This is a genomic window from Winogradskyella pacifica, from assembly GCF_013403915.1.
Taxonomy (GTDB): Bacteria; Bacteroidota; Bacteroidia; order Flavobacteriales; family Flavobacteriaceae; genus Winogradskyella; species Winogradskyella pacifica.
Genome location: NZ_JABFDI010000006.1, coordinates 35738 through 59129, shown reverse-complemented (window position 1 = coordinate 59129; position 23392 = coordinate 35738). Strand labels below are relative to the sequence as shown.

General features: G+C 33.5%; 21 protein-coding genes. All 21 read right to left on the bottom strand.

What is annotated here, in order from left to right:
- Positions 1–2 precede the first annotated feature (2 nt).
- Entirely contained in the window at positions 3–1130 is a 1128-nt protein-coding gene (locus tag HM984_RS07030; RefSeq protein ID WP_179348646.1) for a glycosyltransferase, read from the bottom strand.
- Positions 1131–1364: 234 nt separating this feature from the next.
- Positions 1365–2483: a glycosyltransferase family 4 protein gene (locus tag HM984_RS07025; RefSeq protein WP_179348645.1), complete on the bottom strand. Its 1119-nt coding sequence runs from the start codon at positions 2481–2483 to the stop codon at positions 1365–1367.
- A 380-nt stretch (positions 2484–2863) separates the two neighbouring features.
- The gene (locus HM984_RS07020) at positions 2864–4204 is read right to left on the bottom strand and encodes a glycosyltransferase family 2 protein (protein ID WP_179348644.1); all 1341 of its coding nucleotides are present in this window, start codon (positions 4202–4204) and stop codon (positions 2864–2866) included.
- Entirely contained in the window at positions 4204–5265 is a 1062-nt protein-coding gene (locus HM984_RS07015) for a glycosyltransferase family 4 protein (protein WP_179348643.1), read from the bottom strand. Before HM984_RS07015 ends, HM984_RS07020 begins: the two co-directional genes overlap by 1 nt.
- 20 nt (positions 5266–5285) lie before the next feature.
- Positions 5286–6083 carry a hypothetical protein gene (locus HM984_RS07010; protein ID WP_179348642.1) on the bottom strand — a complete coding sequence of 266 codons (798 nt, stop codon included), beginning with the start codon at positions 6081–6083 and terminating at the stop codon, positions 5286–5288.
- A gap of 45 nt (positions 6084–6128) precedes the next feature.
- Positions 6129–7169, bottom strand: coding sequence for an exostosin domain-containing protein (locus tag HM984_RS07005; RefSeq protein WP_179348641.1), 1041 nt, complete (start codon positions 7167–7169; stop codon positions 6129–6131).
- Between the two features lie 12 nt (positions 7170–7181).
- Positions 7182–8279 (bottom strand): glycosyltransferase family 4 protein, encoded by a 1098-nt coding sequence (locus HM984_RS07000; RefSeq protein ID WP_257018459.1) that lies wholly within the window; start codon positions 8277–8279, stop codon positions 7182–7184.
- A 93-nt stretch (positions 8280–8372) separates the two neighbouring features.
- A complete protein-coding gene (locus tag HM984_RS06995) occupies positions 8373–9443 on the bottom strand; it encodes a glycosyltransferase family 4 protein (RefSeq protein ID WP_179348639.1) in 1071 nt (356 codons plus the stop codon).
- Complete coding sequence (locus HM984_RS06990) at positions 9436–10830, bottom strand: asparagine synthase-related protein (protein ID WP_179348638.1); 1395 nt, start codon at positions 10828–10830, stop codon at positions 9436–9438. Before HM984_RS06990 ends, HM984_RS06995 begins: the two co-directional genes overlap by 8 nt.
- Before the next feature lie 157 nt (positions 10831–10987).
- On the bottom strand, positions 10988–12184 hold the full coding sequence (locus HM984_RS06985) for a glycosyltransferase family 4 protein (RefSeq protein ID WP_179348637.1): 1197 nt from the start codon (positions 12182–12184) through the stop codon (positions 10988–10990).
- A 231-nt stretch (positions 12185–12415) separates the two neighbouring features.
- Positions 12416–13606, bottom strand: coding sequence for a glycosyltransferase family 4 protein (locus tag HM984_RS06980; protein WP_179348636.1), 1191 nt, complete (start codon positions 13604–13606; stop codon positions 12416–12418).
- Positions 13607–13657: 51 nt separating this feature from the next.
- Positions 13658–14692 carry a glycosyltransferase family 4 protein gene (locus HM984_RS06975; RefSeq protein ID WP_179348635.1) on the bottom strand — a complete coding sequence of 345 codons (1035 nt, stop codon included), beginning with the start codon at positions 14690–14692 and terminating at the stop codon, positions 13658–13660.
- Positions 14693–14695: 3 nt separating this feature from the next.
- Positions 14696–15829, bottom strand: a complete 1134-nt coding sequence (locus HM984_RS06970) for a glycosyltransferase (RefSeq protein ID WP_179348634.1) — start codon at positions 15827–15829, stop codon at positions 14696–14698.
- Positions 15830–16969, bottom strand: coding sequence for a glycosyltransferase family 4 protein (locus HM984_RS06965; RefSeq protein WP_092468584.1), 1140 nt, complete (start codon positions 16967–16969; stop codon positions 15830–15832).
- 1 nt (position 16970) lies between these two features.
- Complete coding sequence (locus tag HM984_RS06960; RefSeq protein ID WP_092468582.1) at positions 16971–17723, bottom strand: sulfotransferase family 2 domain-containing protein; 753 nt, start codon at positions 17721–17723, stop codon at positions 16971–16973.
- A gap of 2 nt (positions 17724–17725) precedes the next feature.
- On the bottom strand, positions 17726–18673 hold the full coding sequence (locus HM984_RS06955; RefSeq protein ID WP_092468580.1) for a DUF6625 family protein: 948 nt from the start codon (positions 18671–18673) through the stop codon (positions 17726–17728).
- Positions 18670–19575, bottom strand: coding sequence for a glycosyltransferase family 2 protein (locus HM984_RS06950; protein ID WP_179348633.1), 906 nt, complete (start codon positions 19573–19575; stop codon positions 18670–18672). Before HM984_RS06950 ends, HM984_RS06955 begins: the two co-directional genes overlap by 4 nt.
- A 191-nt stretch (positions 19576–19766) precedes the next feature.
- Positions 19767–20714 carry a glycosyltransferase family 2 protein gene (locus tag HM984_RS06945; RefSeq protein ID WP_092468576.1) on the bottom strand — a complete coding sequence of 316 codons (948 nt, stop codon included), beginning with the start codon at positions 20712–20714 and terminating at the stop codon, positions 19767–19769.
- A 109-nt stretch (positions 20715–20823) separates the two neighbouring features.
- Positions 20824–21738: a glycosyltransferase family 2 protein gene (locus HM984_RS06940; protein ID WP_092468574.1), complete on the bottom strand. Its 915-nt coding sequence runs from the start codon at positions 21736–21738 to the stop codon at positions 20824–20826.
- Positions 21728–22606, bottom strand: coding sequence for a glycosyltransferase family 2 protein (locus HM984_RS06935; RefSeq protein ID WP_175455609.1), 879 nt, complete (start codon positions 22604–22606; stop codon positions 21728–21730). Before HM984_RS06935 ends, HM984_RS06940 begins: the two co-directional genes overlap by 11 nt.
- Positions 22603–23391 carry a glycosyltransferase family 2 protein gene (locus tag HM984_RS06930; protein WP_179348632.1) on the bottom strand — a complete coding sequence of 263 codons (789 nt, stop codon included), beginning with the start codon at positions 23389–23391 and terminating at the stop codon, positions 22603–22605. The genes HM984_RS06935 and HM984_RS06930 overlap by 4 nt, the downstream gene beginning before the upstream one ends.
- Between the last annotated feature and the right edge of the window lies 1 nt (position 23392).

Below are 23392 nucleotides of genomic sequence, written 5' to 3'. Positions count from 1 at the left end.
TCCTAATTTAAAATAGCTTGCTTTATATGGTCATTATAGTATGTAAACGTGAAACGTTTTACAACGTCTTGTCCGTTAGATACTAAGCGAAAATAGTCATTTGCAGGCAGATTTGCGAAATCAGTGATAAGTGCTCTTAGCGCGTCTGTATTAATATCTAGCAATACAAAACCTGTTTCATCAGTTTTAATATATTGCCCTATAGAAGAAATATTAGAAACTATAGGGACACACCCAAAATTCATAGCTTCTGCCAATACTTTTGGAAACCCTTCAGATGCTGTTGTAGGCATCAAAAAGCCATGGGATACTTTATAGATTTCAACAACAGAATGACGTGACAAGAACCCATGAAACTTAAAATTAACTCCGCTTAATGCCGCCTGCGTTTCAAAGTCTTTCCGTTCAGCCCCATCTCCAACCAAATGAATGGTACCTAGTTTTGCTTTGTCTTCAGGTTTTAAAGCTGTTACAGCTTCAATGATACGTCCAACTCCTTTTGGTGTTTCTAACCGCCCAACATAACAAAAGTTAATCGGATTCACCATTCTTTTTGTGGTCATAATGGCTTTACCAAAAGCTAAATCTGCTTCAGTTAAACACGGATTTTCAAATGTCTCACAATGTTGTGGCTGGTCATTCCAAGCACCATTAATAGTTACTTTACGTGATTGCCTTTTTAAAAACCAACGCTGAAAAGCATAACCTAAAGGAGCAGACGATTGTTTCCAATTTCCTGCATATTTATACCAGCCTGGTGTTCTAGTAAACCAAGTCAAATAAGGAATCAAATAAACTCCTATTCCGGTTGGAGTGCGCAGTTGAAAATAATCCGAAGCATTAACAAAACGCCGAACTAATTGTATGGTTTTTGGAGCCGATGTTATAATTTTTAATTTATTCTTTAAACCAGCACCACCAACAGTCGGAATATTTACAAATCTTATGTTTGAACTCGTATAGGGTAATGCGCTTGCGGGCGGCTCACCAGCGTATAGCATCCCTAAATGAACTACCTCTTCAAAAATAGCCGTAAGGTGATTAATTTCAGTAACCGTAGGTCCCCAACCAACAATACTGCCATCGCTTTTTTGATAGTGTTCGGTATGAGATATGATTACTAATTTCATGGGTATCGGTTATAGCATTAAAATCCTAAAAGTAAGAATATCATCTATATAATGTGAATTTTGATAATTCATTTGTTTTTCACGATTGACAAAAATAAAATTTGTTTCGAGAATAGAAGCTTTAGTTTATAAACAATTGCCTAGCACTTTTAAAAAATAGTAAAACCAAATACACACACACTAAACTTTTAAATTTCTCTTAGCGTAAACATAACAGCCTTGAACAATTAATAACTACTTAATATTAATATTCAATTTTTCTATTTCTTCAATATAGCTTTTAATAATGATAGCCCATTGGTGCTGATCTGCCCACTTTTTTGAGGTTTTAGCATATACCTCTTTAGACATCAACAGTCGATCTAAAGCATCTTCAAAAGCAGGTTCATCTCCTAAATCCACTAAAAATCCCGATTCACCTTCTTGTATGGCATCTTCAATACCACAGCCTTTTGCTCCAATGGCCGGAATCCCTAAGGCATTTGCTTCCAATAATGCAATCCCAAAGCCTTCAACATCTCCTGTGGTGGTGGCTGTACTCAACATCACAAATACATCACTATCTTCTAGGGCTGTTTTTAAAGCAGCGTTACTAATGCGCCCATGAAAAAAAACACGCTGTTCAACACCTAATTGTTTCGCTAGTAATTCGCAAGCCTTTTGTGCTGTTGGTAATCCAACACAATGGTAAGCAATATTTGGAAAACGCAACGCTAATTTTGGTAAAAGTTTAATCACTTCGTGTTGCCCTTTTCGTTCACTGACGTGCCCTACAGTGATTAATTTAGGAGTACCTTTTAGTTGTATGACTGTAGTCGTATTAATGTTCCATTTATCAGAATTAAAACCATTGGGTATAACTACCGTTTTATTCTGAGCCTCAATAGGTATTAACGATTTTGTAAATTGGGATACAGCAATAATTTTAACAAACCGTTGTAAAGCCCAATTAATACTGGTTTTTAATAGTATATTGGTGAAGTTAACTTCAGACCCATGTATGACGGCTAAATTTGCAGTAGATCGTTGCCGACCTAAAATAGCCACACTCCACAACGAAAATTTACCTGAAGCAATAACCACGTCTGCTGAAGAAATTGCCTTTCTTAAAAATCTTAGCCTCTTAATATACATCTTAAAACGAGGGCTAGTTATCGCAACTCGTAACATTTTAAAAGGTAAAGTCGTATCAAAATCAGCCTCTTCCTTCCCATCTAAAGAACGTTGATCCGCAATAACAGAAACATCATATGCAGCTTTACTTAAATGAAGTGCCATATTGTAAGCATGGTCACCAATGCCACCAGGTTGCGGAGGGAATTCAGAGGTAACTATAAGAATCTTTTTATTCAATGTATATTCTATTTTGTCACTGAGAGGACAAAGGACGTGGCAGTCCCGTAAAGCGTCCGCAAATAGTATACAGATTACTTCGTCCTACGCCCTCGCAATGACGTTATGTTTTTTTATTAAGCTCCTCCTCCTCCCAACCGATAACCATCGAAATTAAAGGATGGCGGATTTGTTTTCTTCAAAAGAAAAATAAAGACGGAAGGGTTATTCCTAGTACCGAAATTATAAACACCCCTAAGAGCTTCGCTCGGTAGCTCCGAGAAAACTATTCGTTACATTTCTAACAACCCATAAAGTCACCTCAAGGGGACAATCCAATCATTCAACTTAACGTACAGCTTCAAATTCAATTTCAACTCCCCACTTTTCACTTTTAACTTTTAACTTTTAACTTTTAACTTTTCTACGAGAGCCCCTTCTCTTAATTTATTACTTGCCAAACGCCAAGATTTTAGCACCTGAAAGACCACTAAAGGCAAAATAAACAAAGAAACCAAGGCACCCAACAGCATCATCGGTTTCGAGCCTTTAAATCGGTACGGCATAATCGATAAGGGTACCGTTCGCAATAAAGCCCAGCGTGCTGCCGTATTTCCCCAATACCGTCTAAAGTAGTAAAGTACACTAGGTATAGGACGCGGTTCAAATAACGAATTGGTTCTAAAAGCATCCCAACTGCCCATATCTCGTAAACCTCCACTGCCTACTTTTAAATGTAAGCGCTTGGCGTAGGGGTGAGAAATATTTAAATAGCCTGCCAAATACGACCGCAATCCAAACTCACCATCACCCATACGTTGTTTTTCAAATTGCCGATCGAAGAGACCAATAGCTTCAAAAACAGCCTTTTTTAACAACACATTACCTGTGTCTAATTGATCACTGATTTTAAAATACGCATAATGGGCTGGTGTAGGCGCTCCTACTTCAGAAATAGAAACTCCAGAAGACAAATCGGCCTTAAAAAAATCTAAGCCTTTTAAATGTTCACGCATCCAATCTTTAGAAACACGACTATCATCATCAAATAATAAGATATAGTCTCCTTTAGACATCTTTATCGCGCTATTTCTAGCCAACCATAAGGCCTTTTCTTTTTGATGCACCACCTGTAGATCCAATTGAAAATGCGTATAAAACTCTGATTGAAATGGTGTAGATTGATCAATAATAATAACCTCAAAAGGCGTGTAATCTTGTTGCTCTAAATCATGTAACACATCCTTTAAATATGGATAACGATTTAAAGTAGGGATAATGACACTAATTAATGGCTTCTGTTGTATCAACTCTGATTCAAAAGCAGCATACGCTGTATATACTAAAGGAGTTTCCAAATACGTGCTACGCGAAACCTTACGCGTCTTCCACCATCCAAGAACCTCTGTTATGGGATTATAAAAACTAAAAAGGCGTATTATTAATACATAGAACACCCAAAATGAATTAAAATATTTCCAAGCGAATCTGTAATTATCTATAACAGGGATATTCTCAAATTGGGTATAGGTTTCACATGGACCAATATAACCACATTGTACGGCTTGCCAAGATAAGTCATAAGACGTGGCCAAAAGACTAGTATAATTTAAATCCTCTGTTAAGGCAGAACGTACAGCTTCAGGCAACAAATGGACCTTAGGGAAAATAGAATTCCCATCATGTTTCGGTAATCGAAAATAGTGTGTGGGTTGTAAATATTTAAGAAAAGTAAATAACATTAAGACGTTATAAGTTGTTTAATTTGATGTAATATATAGTCTTTATTAAAATGATGATGATATAAATCGGCATAATACTGTTTAGATTTTCTTTTTCCATTTACTAATTTCTCTATTTTCAATTTTAAACCCTCAATATCCTTAGGGTCAAAAACAATATCCGACAAACCATCATAACTGGGATCAATAAATGTCAACGCGCCGAAAGCAGAAGACACTAAAACCGGAACTCCTTGAGAAATCGCCTCTATAAATACAAGTCCAAAAGCTTCGTGTAAACTAGGAAGTATTACAACATCAATACTATTATAAAAATCTACCATTCCTTCACTCGATAAAGCTCCCAGAAAGACAACTTGTCCTTCTAAGTTTTGTAAAGCAATTTGCTCTTCTAGATTTTGTTTATATGGACCATCTCCAGCCAAGTATAGTGTAACATTGGTTCTGTTTTCTAATCTAGCTAATGCAGAAATAATTAAATCTTGATTCTTATCTGCGACCAACCGACCTGGACAGCCAATTTTAAAATGTGAATTTTGATATAATTCCTTTACATTCTCTTTTTTAAAAGACACCAATGTCGTCCAAAAAGGAATGGCATTTAATTTAGAAGGAGGTACTTTAAAATGAGCCACCAAGTCTTGTTTTAAATATTCAGAATTAACAATAACCAAATTGGCTAGTTTTAAAAACTGTCGCTTTATAAATATTTGTTTTTTACTAGGGCTAATTTGGTCGGTTAGCGTGTGTATCCATGCTATATTTTGCTTCACTTTCAATAAACTTCCAAATAACAATGCAGGATTTACATAGCTGAAATTTGAAATAATAACATCGGGTTTAGTCTTTTTTATGATATAATAAATGTCCCGGTAACTTTTTAAAAGATTTCCTTTAGACTTCAGAATATAATGGACATTATCCTTCAGAAACGCATTATCTTGTCCTTTTAAAGAAAGCACCGTAACATCATAGCCAAAAGTAACTAAACCAACAGCTAATTCTTCATAAAAACGGGATAAAAAACTCTTGTTAAAAGTGTATAATAATAAGATTTTCAATGGCAACTATTTTACAAGAATTAAACTTCCCAATTTGTATTATGAATTTTATTATCCAAAGGTTGCAAATCCTTAATCAAATACTCATAATCTTCACGACCTATAAATTTACGAAATCTCTCATTAAAATTATTAGAATCAAAACTGCTACCCCCGCCGTACCTATTTGAAATTTTATTGTTAACCCGGATACCACTAACATAAAAGGATTCTAAGTTTATTTTTTTCAAATCTTCTTGAAGATACCCATATCTTATTCTATTAATATCCTGCAGATTAAAAGTACTATGATGATCCGTCCATAATTTTTTTGTAGCGTTTCTTATTTCAAGTTTTTCTCTTAATCCAAAGGCCATATGAGCATGATTCAATCTACTTGCCATAACATTTCTAACATCTCTACAAATTAAGAGTTTCTTATATGGAAGCCCTTCAAAACAATGTTTGATCATAATTTCGCACGAGGAATTAAAGTCAGATGCAGACAAATCTTCATATCCTAAAATAACCAATACCTTTTTCTTTGCTACTAATTTAGTTTCTACACCTCCAATAACGGTAGGTCTAACACTATATGGCTTTAAATTATTATAAAATAAAACCGTTGCATCTGAAGACTCCATTATTGTCTTAATTAAATAATGATTTCCAGAACGTCTCATTCCGTTAACAAAAATAATTCGTATACCTGAAGTATTGTAACTTACAAAAATACGCAAAAATTGATCGTACATTTTAATATAAAAATGATATGGCCAACTTTTCCATAATTTTTTTCTGAGACTCAGAAATGGAATTTTTTTTGATAGATCTTGCACTTAAATAAATTTAAGAATTAAACTTCTTTAACATTTTTTCTGAAATTAACATGTAAATACGCCTTTCAAGTTTAGACTATCACACCATAATTGCCTGTTATTCTGTTGTATTTTCACAAACTCCATTGGGGTCAAACTTTTATGAAATGCCAAAAGCACCTCGCCTATATTATCAATTTCATCAGCTTCCACCCAAACCACATGTTGTTTCCAATTTATAACATCGTCTAATGGCATAATACAATCCGTATTCACAAAAACAGGAATCCGTCCCATCGCTAAGGTTTCGTACAAACGTACTGAAAAATTACCAGCACCTCTCACACAAACTACATAATCAGAATTTTTCATATTATTAAAAAACTCTAATGTTGATGCAGCGCGTTGCTCGGCATTCTGCGTTCCGGCACGGTATTGTTCTCGGTATATAAAATTTGTATTGATATTTGGATGCGATTCTAAGCGTTTTAAGATACCATACCGCCACTGTGCAGCCGCCATAAGCATTTCAGGTTCATGTAAATGTAATTTCAGATAATACGCTAAATTTTTTAAGCCTATTTTAAGTTTTGTCTTTAGAGCTAATACAGCATTAGAGGTTGCAAATCCACAAAAACCAACGGTGGGGTGTTTGGTATAAGGACGCTCATAAATAGCGGTGGTGTTAAACTGTTCTTTTAGGGGATCTGAAATAAAAACCGGTAAACCAATATGCCATTCCGGTGTCTTCAAGCTGTATCCACTTTGCCTAAATAATTTGACATGCGGGTAATCAGGAAAATCTAAACCGACATCATCTAATAACACCACCCAAGTAGGTACATTTAGACGCTGAGTCGCTTTTAAAAAGTCAATCGCTTTGGATTGCTGCTTAGTCCTCACATAATAATTCCAAGACATCGTCAATATAGCCACATCAGATTTTTCCAAGGCATCTACAAACACAACATCCGTTTCCGAAATACCATACATTTCCTTACGTTCTTGATCCGTAAACCCTTCACCTTTAATGAATGGTTTTAATAAGGGGAAGGTTTGACCACGAAATGATTTGTCGTAATGTTGTTTTGGAAAATAAAATGTCATAGATAATTATCTTCAATTATAAAATTCAACAAACTTAGCTTGCTGCTGTTCCAGTCTAAATTCATCTTTAACACGCATTTTGGCACGTTCGGAAAATTGATTTTTAATAATAGCATCTAAACCTATAACGGACTCTAACGTTCTTGCTAATAATCTTGGCTGTCGTTTGGGCACTACCCAACCAGTTTCACCATCTTTTATATTTTCTGGCAACCCTTCTGCATCCGAGACTACACATAACAGCCCCATAGCCTGAGCCTCTAATACCGAATTACAAAAACCTTCCGAATGACTATATTGCATATAAATATGTGATATTTCCATTAATTCCTTAACTTCTTTTGGTGTTTTTACACCTAGCAAAGAAACCTCATTTTGTAATCCTAACTGATAAATAGCAAACAGAATTTCTTCTTTTTGTTCACCTTCACCTATAATTTGATATTCAAAATCAATTTTTTCTTTTTTTAGAATAGACAATGCTTCCAACATATCGATTACACCTTTTTTCCAAAATAATCTTCCAACAGTCAATATTTTTATAGGCTTAGTCTTGAAATTTTTATTAGCGGCACCTGTATTAAACAACTCCATTGAAATTGCGGGTGTTATTTTATCTACGGCCATATTTCTAGATAACCCTTGATCATAGGCACAAAGTAATAAATCATCTGAAATGGTATGTACTTTATCCACTAGCTGCCATAATCGATCATAACAGCCAGAATGTTTTAACGGATAAATAGCAATATCAAATCCTCTCAAACTTACCGCCATTTTTGCATCTATCGCCTTAGCGACATGTTCACTTTGTAAAGCTAAGGTTGCAAAACCAAAATGTAGCCATTCTGCATCTGACTTCAAAATTGTTGCATTTATATAAATATATTTAAAAATCTGTTTAAGTTCTCTCTCCGCTTTAAACTCTAGTTTCACATAGCGTATTACCCTTTTTAAATAAGGTAGTAAACCAAAAACGACTCCTAGTGTCGCAAAAAATTGACGAATAGGATTAGCATATACTTTAGGCATTGGAAGAACCTTACAGTCTATAAACCTCGGATCATCTTTATAAACAAATAAACTCACCTGATGACCTGCGTGTTGCAAGCCTTTAATTTTTGATTTAAAAAAGGTCTCGGAATAGCCTGGTGGCTGGGATAGTATGAGAGCTATATGCATAAAATGATCATTTTCTTAATTCTACTTCGTAGCAATTACCTTATTGTATAAAATATTATAACTCAACACTTCTTTTTCTATAGAAAAACGATCTTTAACACACTTTTCCCCTTTCACTTTAAATTCATCATAAATTTTTCTATCTGACGATAATCGTTTACATTTTAATACTAAATCATTTACGTCATCAAGGGAAAACAAAGCATCACTCATTGTTTCCTCTAATATAAAACGAGTACCTCCACCAGAATCAGAACTTAATACAGGTAACCCACAAGCCATTGCCTCTAGTAAACATATTGGCAGCCCTTCTTCAAAAGAGGACAGTATTAAAACATCCTGGTAATTTAACATTTTGGGCAAATGATCTTGACTAATAAACCCATGAAAGTGCACACGATGTTTTAAATTATTATTCTGAATAAATAACCCTAACTCTTTTTTATAATTAGAATCACACTTTCCAAACAAATTTAAATGAATATTATCAGGAAGGTTCAACATCGCCTTCAATACAAATAATTGATTTTTATTTCTATTTACATTTCCAACATAACATAAATTAAATGTAGAATTTGTCGTTTTTTCTAATGGAAAAAACTTTAATAAATCCACACCATGTGGAATTAGTTTTATTTTATTCGCATAATGTTTATTCGAAAAAAACCGCTTTTTCATTTCAGGTTGATCATAGGCAATAAAATGAGAAAATAGACTTTTTAATTGCCAAGAGCGAGACCATGAATTATTTTTTTTTGTGTACAAATATTTTACACCTGACAACCTACAAGCCAAGGGCTCTAAATAATTCGATTTATAATCCCAAGAATGTACTAAATCTATTTGGTTCTTTTTAAGAACCTTAATATACTGCTTTAGGAAATTTATTTTAGAAACTTTAAAAAGCTTTGGTAGTTCTACCAAATCACTTACAGGAATTACTTTTTTTGCTTCATCCCAATGATTCTCAATACCTACTATAACATTAAAATTATGTTTATTTAGCCTAGCGATTAATGCTAATAACACATATTGACTACCAGCCGTCTTAAAATTTGGAATAGTAAACAGAATACGTAATGGTCTACTCATCGTTAAATCGTTTAAACTGAGCCAAGACCAGCAACATATTCACTTGATGTGCATAAATTAAAGGCGTTTTTGTTTGCAGACCATAATAGGCGTCGTCTACAATGTCTTTCGATATAAAATCACTAAAATTTTTATGTGATAAACAGTCATATAATTTCTTTTCATTACTAACACCCAAAAATTGCAGCTCCCAATTTCGTTCTACATACTTCTTTCCTAAAATTTCCTGAAAGACTCTTTCCATTTTATTGGTAATACGGTATGGCAAATTATAAGGTATCTTATTTTTAGGATAGGTATAGAGATTAAATGGTCTTTGCTCTTGCCATGTAATTTTGGCTAGTTTTGGAGCTCGTTTTTTTATATAAGCGATTTGCAACTCTCGGTTGGCTAAAAATGCTTCTGGGACTGTACATATAAACTCGCACATCCGTTGATCGTAATACGGTAAAGTTACGGGATGTTTACTAGCAAACACTGCTAAATTTACGGATGTCCAGCGTGGTGCCCAAAATAAGCTTTTAAATGCTCTAATGCGCGCATTAGCACTGTTAGGAATATCTATAGCGGAAAGCAATGTAGAAATACGACCTTCAAAATAAGAGTCAAAATCGCCTTCTAAATTCCAATGCGTCCAAAGTTGTACGGCTAAATCTCGTCCGCCTTTTTTAATAAGTTTTTTTTGAAGAACGGTTACTTGCGATTTTAATGGTAAATCATCACTAACTCCCATATCATCAAACAACACATCTCCCCAATGGCCTAATGAAAATACCTCACCCATAGTGTCAAATTCCTCAACTATCGCCATTTGCCGTGGTGCTGTAAAATCAGATTCACAACGATTCAATGTCGCTAAATCCTCTATCACCTCCCATAAATAGCCGTTCGGAATTGTATAGGCTGTAAAATCGAAATCACAAACCTTAGCAATAGCCTCTGCGATTTTAGTTTCTTTGTAACCACCCTGAAAATCATAACTATAACTATTTACAGATGCTTTTAAATGCTGTAACGCTACAGCCTGTGTTCGGCTATCTAAACCACCCGATAATGGTAAAATTACGTTTTTACCAACCGTTTGTTCTTTTATAATGGATTCGAACAGTGTCGTAAATTCTTGTAAAGTCGCGTCAAAATCACGGGTTTTATCAGGTGTATAGTGCCATTCAAACCAAGGAGTACTCTCTAAGAGATAACCATCATCTGAAATGGTATGTTGACATCCAGGTCGTAACACAACCTCATCTTTCCAATAGGTATCTGTATCTAAAAAAAAACCGATAGCCGCAAAAACACAGATGGCTTCCAAATGCAGTTCATGAGGTGCTTCTACCTTAGCATAAGTGGGTGTAACAGGGATTATTGGTGTGGTGATTGTTTTCATAGTGTAATAGCACGACGAATATAATAATTTCAAAGGAAGGGAAATTTGATTTCATCAAAAAATTCAAAGTCGAAAGGGTTTTCTTCAAATTCAGCTTCAGTTTAAACTTCGAGTTCAATTTCGAGTTCGAGTTCAACTTTAAACCAAAAACCAATAATTAACAATCACCAACGACCTCTTCATACAACCTCACAAACTGGGAAATACTATCCTCAGCATTAAAAGCCTCCTTCACAAACTCATGGGCGCGTTTCGTTATCGCATGTAATTCTAATTCTGACGTTTCACTCAAAGCTATCACAGCATCAGCCATAGCTTCGGAATCTCTTACAAGCACCAACCATCCGGTCTCATTAGGAATCACAACTTCTGCCATACCACCACAATCGGTAGACACCACAGGTAAGCCAACAGCCATAGCTTCTAATACCACATTAGCAATACCCTCTTTTAAACTAGGCAATAACATACCGTGAAATTGTCGTAAAAACGAAATTAGTTCTGTTTGAGGCATAGCTCCAACCAAAACAACGTTATCTACTAGGTTGAGCTGATGGCATTGAAATAATAAGGCTTCAGTAAACTCATCTGGCCCTACAATAGTATAGTGAATATTATAGCCTTTATTTTTTAATAGCGCTACAGCATCTAATGCTATCTCATAACCCTTAATCCAATGAAAACGTCCAACGGAAACCAAGCGTATGGTTTTATCTTGTACTGTTTCACAAGCCCTATAATGATCAAAAAAGAAAGGCGGAATCGGAGAATGAATAGTATGGATACTAGAGGCTTTAGCTCCATAAAGTTTTACTTCTTCACCAATAGCCTTAGAAACAGCATGAAAAGCCTTTATTTTCGGGAATTCCTGCTTATAAATTATTGCCGTACTCAAATCTACTATAGGTGTATAATTAATATGAGCACCACGTAAACTCACTACAATAGGAATACCAAACGCATCCTGTAATACCGTATAAAAGGCGACATCTTTAGCCCATTGAATATGAAATACATCAGGTTTGTGCAGTATTATTGGCAAGAGTTTAGTAAACCAAACCCATCGCTCATAGCGCTTTTTAAATTGAGATGTATGTCGGTATAATTTTACCGCATCTTTTGGGGATTTAAGAACCAACTGCAGTAATCTATAACTACTTACAACGGCATTCTTTACATGGGGCTTTGGTGTATCATAAACCTTAATGTGTACAGATTCATATGCTACAGGCTTCGTTTGTACACCAAACAGTAACACCTCGTGTGTTTGAGATACTCCTTTTATTAAATGCTCAATAAAAGTAGTACTCGGAATGGTTCCTGAAAAAACAGCAATTTTAAGACGTTTGCCCATAATTTTGTAATTAGTTCAAATAACTATGACACTGACAAAGGTAAGTTATAAACACAAGAGCACATACACGTGTTCCCTAACTCCTATTCCCTATCTCTATTAAATCCTATCATTCTAGATCCTTCCCTTTTTTCAAGTGAAAGTGGATTTGTTTTCCCTTAAAGAAAACAAAGACGGAAGGGTTCTTCTTCAAATTCAACCTCAACCTCAAATTCGAGTTCGAGTTCGAGTTCAACTTCTCACCTCATCATATAGCCGCAGCATCCGAGCAATACTATGTCTTTCATGATAATTAGCATTCACAAAATCATAAGCCTGCTGTATAATTTTACGCTTATCTTCAACGTCAACTTGCATACAATCAATAACAGCATCAGCAAGGGCTTTAGCATCTCTAACAGGTACCAACCATCCCGTTTTTTCGGGAATCACAACTTCTGCCATACCTCCGCAATTAGTAGAAATCACAGGGACACCTATAGCCATGGCTTCCAATACCACATTGGCAATACCTTCACTTAAGCTTGGTAATAGCAGAGCATCATACGTTTGCAAGTGCTCAAATAATGTGGTTTGAGGTAAACCTGGTTTAAACGTAATATGATCTTGTAATCCCAACTGGTTGACCTGAAATAAAAGATCTTCCGGAATGTTCCCTGCCGCAATTATCGTGTAATGAACGTCTACACCAGACTGAATAAGCTGATGTACTGCTTGTATCCCATAACGATAGCCTTTAACCCAATGATGACGACCTACAGATACCAGTTGAAATGGTTGAGCATCTCGTTTTTCAAAAGGCTTATTATAAGCGAAAGCCGCTTCTGGTATATTGGTCGGAATTACATGAACACGCTCTGGTAGCACATTAAAATTTGAAGCCTGTTGACCTAAATGCTCCGATATTGCATGTATAGCATCTACTTTAGGAAGACAGCGTTGATATCTTTTATACACCTCCAGATTTATATAGGGTAAAATAGCAGCTTGCGATCCTAACAAACTCACCACGATATGACATGGATAGGCCGATTTTAAAAACAACCAACGGTCTATACGACTCGTCCATTGCAAATGAAATATATCTGGAGCGTGTAATAACACTGGCACAAAACGTGAAAACCGAAGCCATTTTGTATACAATGTTGGATAGGTTTTCGCTTCTTTTATAGCCAATGATAATCGTTTAGGATGCTGAACACCCAACTTTAGGGTTCTCCAAAGTGTTAACGGTATATTTCTGTATAACGACGTGGGCGTATCTATAATTTTAATACGCTTAGAAGGATAACTTGTCTTTCTTTTAACGGTACCAAAAAGTAAAACGTCATGCTCTTTAGCCACTCCCGCAATGAGCGTTTCTATAAACGTCGTATTCGGAATAAGACCTGTGTATATGGCGATTTTAAGTGGTGGTTTCAAAAACTAATTTTATAATTAAAAAAAAATTAAGACGCATGTACTTTCATGTATTTAAAATAAAGACGCATGAAAATCATTTACGTCACTAGCCACAAATTCCCAATCTAAGGCTTCTCCCTTCATTCTACTTTTTTTACGCATTGTTTCTAAAAGACTTTCATTTAAAACAATTTTTATAGTGTGTTCTATTAAATCATCATAAGCGCCCAATTTTGTTAATACAGCATCCGTGCTTTTTAAGTATCCCGAATTCCCACCAACATCTGTGGTTATAATTGGTAATCCGCAAGCCAAACCTTCTAAAATAGAATTACAAGCAGTACTATCTAGTAAAGGTAAAAACAAAGCGGTAGCCTCTTGGTACTTTTTTAACAACATTGCATCATTAATCCCGCTAAAAACTTCCACGCAGCGATGTGGTAATACTTTATTCACATAAGCCTTATGAATAATCACATGTACTTTTAAATCTGGAATTGCTTCTGCTAACTTAGGTACACAATAATTTAAAGCCTCAAAATCACGCATATGTTGTCCCACAAATAACAATATAGGCTGATTATACACTTTATGTAATGTTGGTACAAAAAACGTACTATCTACTCCATGTGGAATATACTTTACTTGAGGAATTTTAAAACGCTCTTTTATATAATTGACCTGATTTTCTCCAACACAAACAGCACCATCTAAACGACTAATATAATTAGTGTTATGAATTAGAGTGTCTAAAGTTTTTGGTGGTTTATGAAACGTTGCACAAAATCTAGTGTTTTTAAATACGCTTCCATACCGCACAATGTATCGAATATCGCGTTCACCATTTAAATAATGAACAGTCGTAGGCTCTTGTTTATCTCTATTTTTTAATGATTTAAAGAGCGCATATTCTTTAAAAACGCTTCCTGCATCATATATACCAGCTTGCTTTTTAGCCATTTTAGCCCATTGTTTTGCCGCTATAAATGGTAAATTTTGATCTCCATTTACCGAGGCAGAACCTATATAGTAATCTACCAACCTACTATAACCCGAGTTTTTAGCATGGTGTTTAGATCTGTGATGTATAAATAGCGTATGACCCAATAGTTAATTTATTTTATGGTTTAACATAAGTTCCAAAATACGCTTTACATTTTTAACAGGGTGTACATGGGTTTCAAAATAAACTCTGGCATTTTTAGAAAGAAGTTTTACTTTTTTTGGATTCTTCAATAATTCCTTACATATTTCAACACAATGTTCTGGAGAATCAAAATAAATTATATTTTTTCCATTCTCTAAAGGCACAGGTAACTCGGTTTCAAATCTTTCTGCGACTATGCATTTTCCTTGTGATAAATATTCTGACAATTTTCGAGCAGGTGAATTTTGAAGTCCTTTGGTATAAATACAGATACTAGATTTCTTGATTTGTGCAATATAGGAGACAGGGTCTGTTGGTAAGGTGGTTAAACAATCTTTGTAATAAGTATTAGAAATTTCTCCTGGCACAATACCTCCCAAATAAAAATCATTTAATTGATTTTTTAATAATCTAATTAATGAGCTTCTCTCTCTATGAATAATTTTAACATTTTCATCATGTATTTGTGGGAAACAACGAACTTGATAAAACACATTCAATTCTGTTGATTCAGGTGTTTTTTCTAATAAATCAATTGACCTTCCGCGGGTAACGTATTCGATATGGCGAGAAGTATGGCTTATAACATTTCGAATTCTTTTAATCAAATTCCTATCTAACTTCAGCTGCAGATTCAAATTAGCAAAAAAATATGATAATTTTAGAAGCCCCCAAAACTTCCGACTTGAACCTTGAACTCCCAAAGTCAAGCCCATTGGGTAAATCTTATTTTTAAATTCAGATTCCAAGCAATCGATATCTTTCGACACATAATTCCTCTTAAAAATAAAATCACAATTTTCTAATGCATATTGTGAAAAAAAATGCGAAATATCATACAAATCCCCTGCAAAAAAAAACTCTTTACTCAAGTAGTGATCAATAAGTTTATAAAAAGACGTTTTTTGTTGTGGGTGATTACTAATTAACGACTTACCCGTTTCTGTACTTATCCGTCCTACCTTCTTGGAAATATCAATTTTTAATTCACACCTTATCAATCCCATATTTTCAAGTTCAAATAAGCCTGTTTGCATATATGACGAATGATTTAAATCTTGTGGAGTATATATTATTACAGTATATCTTGGTTTCATTTAAAATTTTTCTAATGCAAATTTAACTGAATCCTCTAAGCAATGGGCGGTATAATCTAAACTCCAATGCTGCATAACGTCTAACACCGCACTACGACTCATGTCATCTAATACTTTCTTATTTACTAATAAATTATAAACCTGTTGACTATAATTAACGTCCTCGCACAATACTCCTGTAACGTTATTAGTCACAATTTCATCTGGGCCACCTGAGCCTCGAAAAGCTACTACAGGTGTACCACATCCCATAGCTTCGACCATAACCATACCGAAAGACTCATGTTTGCTAGGCATTAAAAGTAATGTGGCGCTTTGATAATAAGGTATTAAATTCTCCTGTTTTAGTGGACCTTTAAAATGTATTTGAGATTCTAATCCTAGGCTTCGTACTTTTTCTTGTAATTCTTTATGATATTCAGTATCACTTATAGGACCTATAATAGTCAAGTTTACTCCCGTTACTCCTTTTTTATTCAGATACACGAGTGAATCTATGGCACACTCTATTTGCTTTAATCGTGAAATACGTCCCACATATAACAAGCTAGATTTTTCTTTTACGTTAAACCGGGGTTTAAACAAGCTCGTATCCACACCTAATGGCATCACTTTTATTTCTAAATCCCTAAATCCATTAGTTTGTTTTAAAATATCTTTTTGAACCTGTGTATGTACAATAATGTGATTGGCATTGTTATAATAATTTAAAACGTCTTTTGAGTTTCCCATGTGCATACCTCCTATCATAGCGATATACGGTTTATTTTGCTTTTTTAATAAAGCTGCTAAATTAAAACAGTAGGCACTGCCGTGTCCTGACATATTTATAATCGTAAGTGTTGAAGGCATAACACTAGTGTATAAATAATTAAATATTGAATGTTGTTTTTTCCAAGCATGTCGCTTTTTTAATATAGGCCAACTGACAGGCCAAAAACGTTTTTTAACACCTTTTATCGTTTTAGCATAAGGAAAAAATGAACTCGTAAAATAATCTATTGCGACACCATAGCCTTTTCTTTGTAAACCACGCAAAGCATTTTCATGTGGCTTACTATGAAAGTAGTATAAATCTGTAGGTTTTAAACCCACGGATTTAGCTGAAAAAGGATGTAGTAGAGAAATGGTTTCTTTCAAACTATTCTAATCTTAAAGGAGTTATTATTTTATATTTTTTATAAGTATTAATCTTTGAAAGTAATTTCAATCTTAATTTTGATGGTTTCTTTAAAATAATATCATCATTATATTGATTTAAAATATTTTTACTTAAAATATACTTTTCATATAATTTTATATCTAGCTGATTGTTTTGTTCTGCTTTATAATATTGTTTTTCAGACAAATCATTAAGATTCAAATAATTTTTATTAAATTTTCTTACATTTTTTTGATTTATACTTCCTATCAATTTTACATGTAATACATCTTGAAGATAATTTAAAGATTTATTATACCTGTTTACATCTCCTATAAATTCGTAATTATCTAAAAGGGTTATAGCATAATTTATGTCTCCATCTACCCCTGATATTTTTTTTGTTATGAAATTACTATAAAAATTTATTTCCAAAAAATCATCAATAGAGGTCACCCATCCTCTCTCTGCCATATGATTATATTGTGATAAATATCGCTCTAAAGGATCTCTAAAAAAAGTTATCCTTTTTGACTGTGGTAAAAAATCAAAATAAGGACGCACACTATGTCCTCCTATACCTTGAGGGCAATAATTCATGATTTTATGATACTGTATACTCGTTAAGTCATTACGTGTTTCATTTCCTCCGTATTTATTTTTGGTTACATGAAAATAACGAGGATAGGTTAAACTTAAAACTTCATTAAAGGAAGTCCCCCCACATTTTTCAATATGTGTAAATAAAAACATATTTAATCTATTCTTAATTTTCGTTTAACTCGTTTTATAAAACTTTTCCTTTTCAGTTTTTTTCGTCTTCTTTTTTCTTTTATCCAATACCCATTAAAAACGTTCTTAAAAATGTTTAAAAAGTGTTGCCATTCAGTATGCAAATGATAATGCAGACCGGTGTACGAAATATAAAAGTTGGTTTGAATACCTTCAAACTGAACATCGTTATATTTTATAGTACGTTTCCAATTAATAAAATGTAAATACATCACTTCATTTACTGGTTGTCCTTTTTTCAGTTTTAATATTGCACCATCCTTCCAAAGCCATTTATCTAAATAATATTCTTGGTGAGAGTCGTGTCCATTTTCTTGATTACAAAGTATGAAAGGCCAATATACTTTTAAGTTCATCGATTTGAACACTTCATCTTCCTTTATAAAATTAGAAAGAACTATTTCATCTGTCCATTTAAATTCAGGAACTTCAAATAGGGTTTTATAATCAGGCAACTGCTTATACAATGCATTTATTTCTGGGGTATTTCTAAATAAATTAAAATGTCCTGAAATAGCCTCTTTTCGACTAGAAATAATATCGTATTGTTCCAATATATCTTGCGTCATAAACTTCCGAATATTACCCCATATAATATCCATATCACAGAAGCCCCAAAAATCGTAATCACTAACTTGCTTCGCAAATATATCTGCATAAGCGGGCTTGAGATCACAAAATTTACGCGGACTTAATGGAACCTTTGCACCTACAACGTCATTAACATGTTTATTTAAGTCTGCTAAAGTCGTAGAAAAAAATGTAATATTTGCCGGATAAGCCTTTGGAAGTACACAATCCGTAGGACAAAACCATTGAATTGTAGGGTTGGCTTCACACGACTTTAAAAATGCATCGAACCAAAGTGGCCAATTGCCGAAATAAGGAATAATTAAGAGGATTGATGTCATTTTATATTCAGAGATGATTTTATCATTTTTTTTAAAAAACTCTTAAACGATTGTTGCTCATAATTTTTTAAATAGTAAGGCAATAAAAACAAATACTCTTTAAGTGTCATGTTTTCTCTGTGCTTAATTTCATTTTCATATTTATGCAAAACCCTAATGGATTGCTTTTTATTAAATATGTCCAATTTATTAGTAATTAAATATTTATAATACTCCAAATTTGCCTTTCTTTTTGCATCAGCGTATAGGGTACTTCCTGTTATACTTTGCGCTGAACATATTACAGACACCACCGCATCATTGATAGAATAAATTGGGCCATTTTCAGTAAACTCAATCCATGCACGGTTATCTGAATGCCATGCTAAAGGGTAGTCAAAAAAGCCGTATTTCTCATAAATTTTTCTCGTAAAAGCATATTCTGATAATGTACTCGTTGTTGCACCAGTTATTCTTCTGTAATACGAGTCTGCAGCGGTTTCCAATTCAGGATTATATTGCACTGCTGCAATACTATTTTGATCATTAAAAATATTCTCTTTAGCAAATCTTACTACATTTGATTTACCACTAAAATTATCAACGTTTTTATAAAAACATGCTATAAGATTAGTACTGTAATAATCATCATCACCCAAAATCATAATCCATTCTTCATCTGCTGATAATTCTATACACCTTTTCCACTGTTGAGTTAGTGAGGTTTTTCCTAGATTATTTTTAAATCTCTTATATTTTATTCTGAACTTATCATTATACTCCTCTATTAAATCTTTAGGATCATCAGGGCTCGCATCATCACCAATATAAACATTAAACCTTTTATCAGTTTGATTAGCTAAAGATTCTAATGCTTTTCTAAAAAACAGTCTTTTATAATAGGGAATAACTATAGCTATCACTTGTATTTAAATTTTAAAAGAATAAATTTCACTCTATGTTCTTCTTTTTCAGGAACGAAATTAACAAATAAATAAAAATTCATATCACGGAACTAAATAATATTTAAGAATTCTAAAAAAACGAAATGTGCAATCTACATTCATCATAGCTTATTGCGTTACACTTTGCTCTTCTCACTTCCAAAACCTCATTACCTAAAAAACCAATATCCTCTACCAAAAAAAGTATAAGACCAAAGTCCTAGATAGCTTTTAATGACACCTATATAATCTCGATTAGCTTTCTGAGTTTGTATTAAATCTTGTGCTAAACTATGCTTAGAAGCATCGTTTCTAGAAAATGCCAATTTCACAAAATGTTTTCGACGGTCTAAAATAAGTTGTTTTAAAACGAGGACACCAGCTGGATAATGTTTGGCTAACAACTCTAAATGTTTATATCGCGTATTAAAATCGGAGGCAATCATGTGTAGATTTAACTTAGCCAATTCTTTTTGCAAGGACTGATTATGAACACGATAGTTTATTTGAGCTTTTTTTAGAAACACAATATTTGGATTTTGATACAACATGCGTAAATTAAAATCCCAATCTTGAATAATGGGTAAATCTTCATCAAATAATAATTCTTGTTGCACTAAAAAACTACGTTTCCAAGTAGGGCCATCGGTGTAAAACGCAACTTCCCCTACTAAATAGGCCGGAATTAGGGGGTCTTTCTCTATAGTATTCATCCCTAAATATTGCTTTGTATCACCATCAAATCTAGCCATCGGACTAATCACAACATCAGTATCAGTTTCAAAAGCAGCACTAATGGTTTTAATGGCATCTGGCAGATACAAATCATCACTATCAAACCAATTCACATATTCACCCTTACTCAATTCAAATCCATAATTGCGACAAGTATTTCCACCCTTAGGTCGATCTTTAGGTCTGTGGTGATATTGAATTCTTGAATCTTGTTGACAATAGTTAGCCAATAGTTGGTCGGTATGATCCGTACTCCCATCATCTACAACAATACACTCCCAATTTTGGTATGTTTGTTCTATAATGGAATCTAATGTTTCTCCGATTATATGAGCCCGATTGAATGTGGGTATGATAATAGAAACAAGTGGTTGTTTTGGCATAATTATAAATTTTTAAAGTACTTTTTCTGTCAGTATATTTATATAAGAAGAACGTATGCCTTCATTCTCTTTTTTCTAGATTAATTTAAAAATTCACTTAAATTAAAAATTATATATAATGTGAACCAGGTAATACATTATTAGTTCTACTTTTAATAATTAAAGGCTTCATTGCCTTTAAAAGCAATAATTCTTTCTTAAAACCATTTGCCTTGGAGAACTTCAATTGTAATTGCAATTTTAGTATTGTTTTTCGTAGTCTATTCTCTCTTGGTTCAATTTGCATATCTGCATTAACATTCGCATATTTTTTTTTATAAAATTTTGCTCTATTATTATAATATGCATCACTAAATTCAAGAGGTTTTATTTGTTTTCGATCTTCACGGTCATGAATAACATAAGACTTAGGTAAAACACCTATTTTTAAACCATGATACAATACTCGCTGACAGTAATTGTCATCTTCTCCATAATGAAAAAACAAAGGATCAAAACCTCCAACAGTTTCTAAACATTCCCGAGAAAGCAACCAAGCTGCTGCATTTACAAAAGGCACATCGTAGGCTTCCGCTAAAGTATTGCCAAGTACAAAATCCGAATAAAACTGATCTGTATATTCTTTGAGCATAAAGTTAGAAAAATTTTTATCTAACTTTTTTTGATTTCCTGCAATATGTATAGGGCTTAACACACCATACTCTGGTTTCTTTTTCTGAAATGCAACCAAATCATCTAAAGCTTTATTTACAATATATGCATCCTGATTCAATAAAAACACATGCTCCGCTCCTTGGTCTAAAGCACAACGAATGCCTAAATTATTTGCTTGCCCAAAGCCTAAATTTTGGTCTTGTTTAAATAAAGTGACATCAGGATAGTTAGTCTCGATAAAGGAAACCGTATCGTCTGTGGAAGCATTATCTACAACAACTACCGCATAGTTAACACAACTATCCAAACACATCTTTAACCATGGCATGCCATTATAAGTGACAATTATAATATATATACTATTTACCATGTAACTTTGATTTTATCTTAAACAGAAAATTAATCAATTTATATTCTTTCTTTAACAACCTTTTGCGAGCGTTAGCATTTAAACACCAAAAATACTCTCGTAAGAGAATTCTATTATATGTCTTATAATCACTAATATTACTATGGCTATTAACATTAGTGGCTTGGTTATGATGTAACCTAAACTTAACTAAATTTTCGTTTATAATAGCTATATCCTGTTTTTTTAATAGACGATAACAAAACTCATAATCTAATATTTGCTTTAAATCCTCTCTATAAAAACCTATTATGTCTGTAATACTTTTCCTAAATAAAACAGCACTCGGTTCTCCTATTTTATTCTTTATCGGTGGTTTTAAAAATTCATTAGATTTAAATAGAGAACGATCTATAATCTGTACATTTTTATTAATTTTAAAATGAAGCCCTCTTTGTAAGTCACCATATTTTTCTATCCATAGTTTTGTTGCATCACTGGTTAAATCTTGTTCAACAATAAACTTCCGTTTAGAAGCAACCATACCCAACTTAGGATTTTGTTCTAGAATATTGACCATCTGCTCTATACAACTAGGTATCAACACATCATCCTGAAATAAAAACTTTATGTAATCTCCCTTTGCTTTTTTTATACAATTATTCCAATTAGCTCCGATACCATTAGGCTCATGATGGTAAACAGAAATGGGAATGCTTGTCTTAAACTTATAAGTTTCTATAATTTTTAATGTTCCATCTATTGAAGCATCATCCGAAACTATAATTTCTAAATTGCCATAAGTTTGACAAATAGCAGAATCCATTGCTTCTGCTATAAATTTAACACCATTATAAGTAGGGATGCAAATGGAAACTTTAGGATTCAAAGTGATTTTAACTTTTTAAAGACTTTTCTAATTACCGATGTTGATAGTTCTCTTTTCAAATATTTATTTTCCAAGTACACTTTTTGATAAGCATGAATATACAATTCAGAATGCTTTTGTTGGATGTAATTTATGTTTTCTAGCGCCATATTGTCGCTAAACGACCTAATCATTGAGCTACCAGATACTCTATAATCAAAAGTGATTTTATTTAAATACATAAATTCAAAATCAGTTTTCATAATACATAACCAAAAATCCCAATCTTCATGACCTTGGTGGGGTAAATTCTCTTCATAACCGCCAATACTATCAAACAGAGATTTCCGGACTACAGCACACGCATCTATAAAATTATGATTCAACATTTTGTAATGGTCAAAAGCACCCACATTCCAAATTCCTGTTTTCTCCCCAAAATACATAGCATTTCCATAGACGACTCCTATTTGGTTTTGGGAATCCAATACATCAATTGCCATGTTCACAAATTCTGGCCGTACCATATTGTCGGAATCTAAAGGTAAAACATAGGTCCCAGATGCTTTTTTTAATCCATAGTTTCTAGCACTACCTAAACCACCGTTTGTTTTTTTATAATATTTAAATCTATCATCTTTTTCTACCCATTCTAAAGCAACCGCTTCTAAATTGTCAGGAGAACCATCATTAACCATAATTGCTTCCCATGCTTCATAATCTTGATCAAAAACAGATTGCAAGGTCTCATTAAGTGTACGTTCACTATTATAACAAGGAATAATTATACTTACTTTAGGATGCATT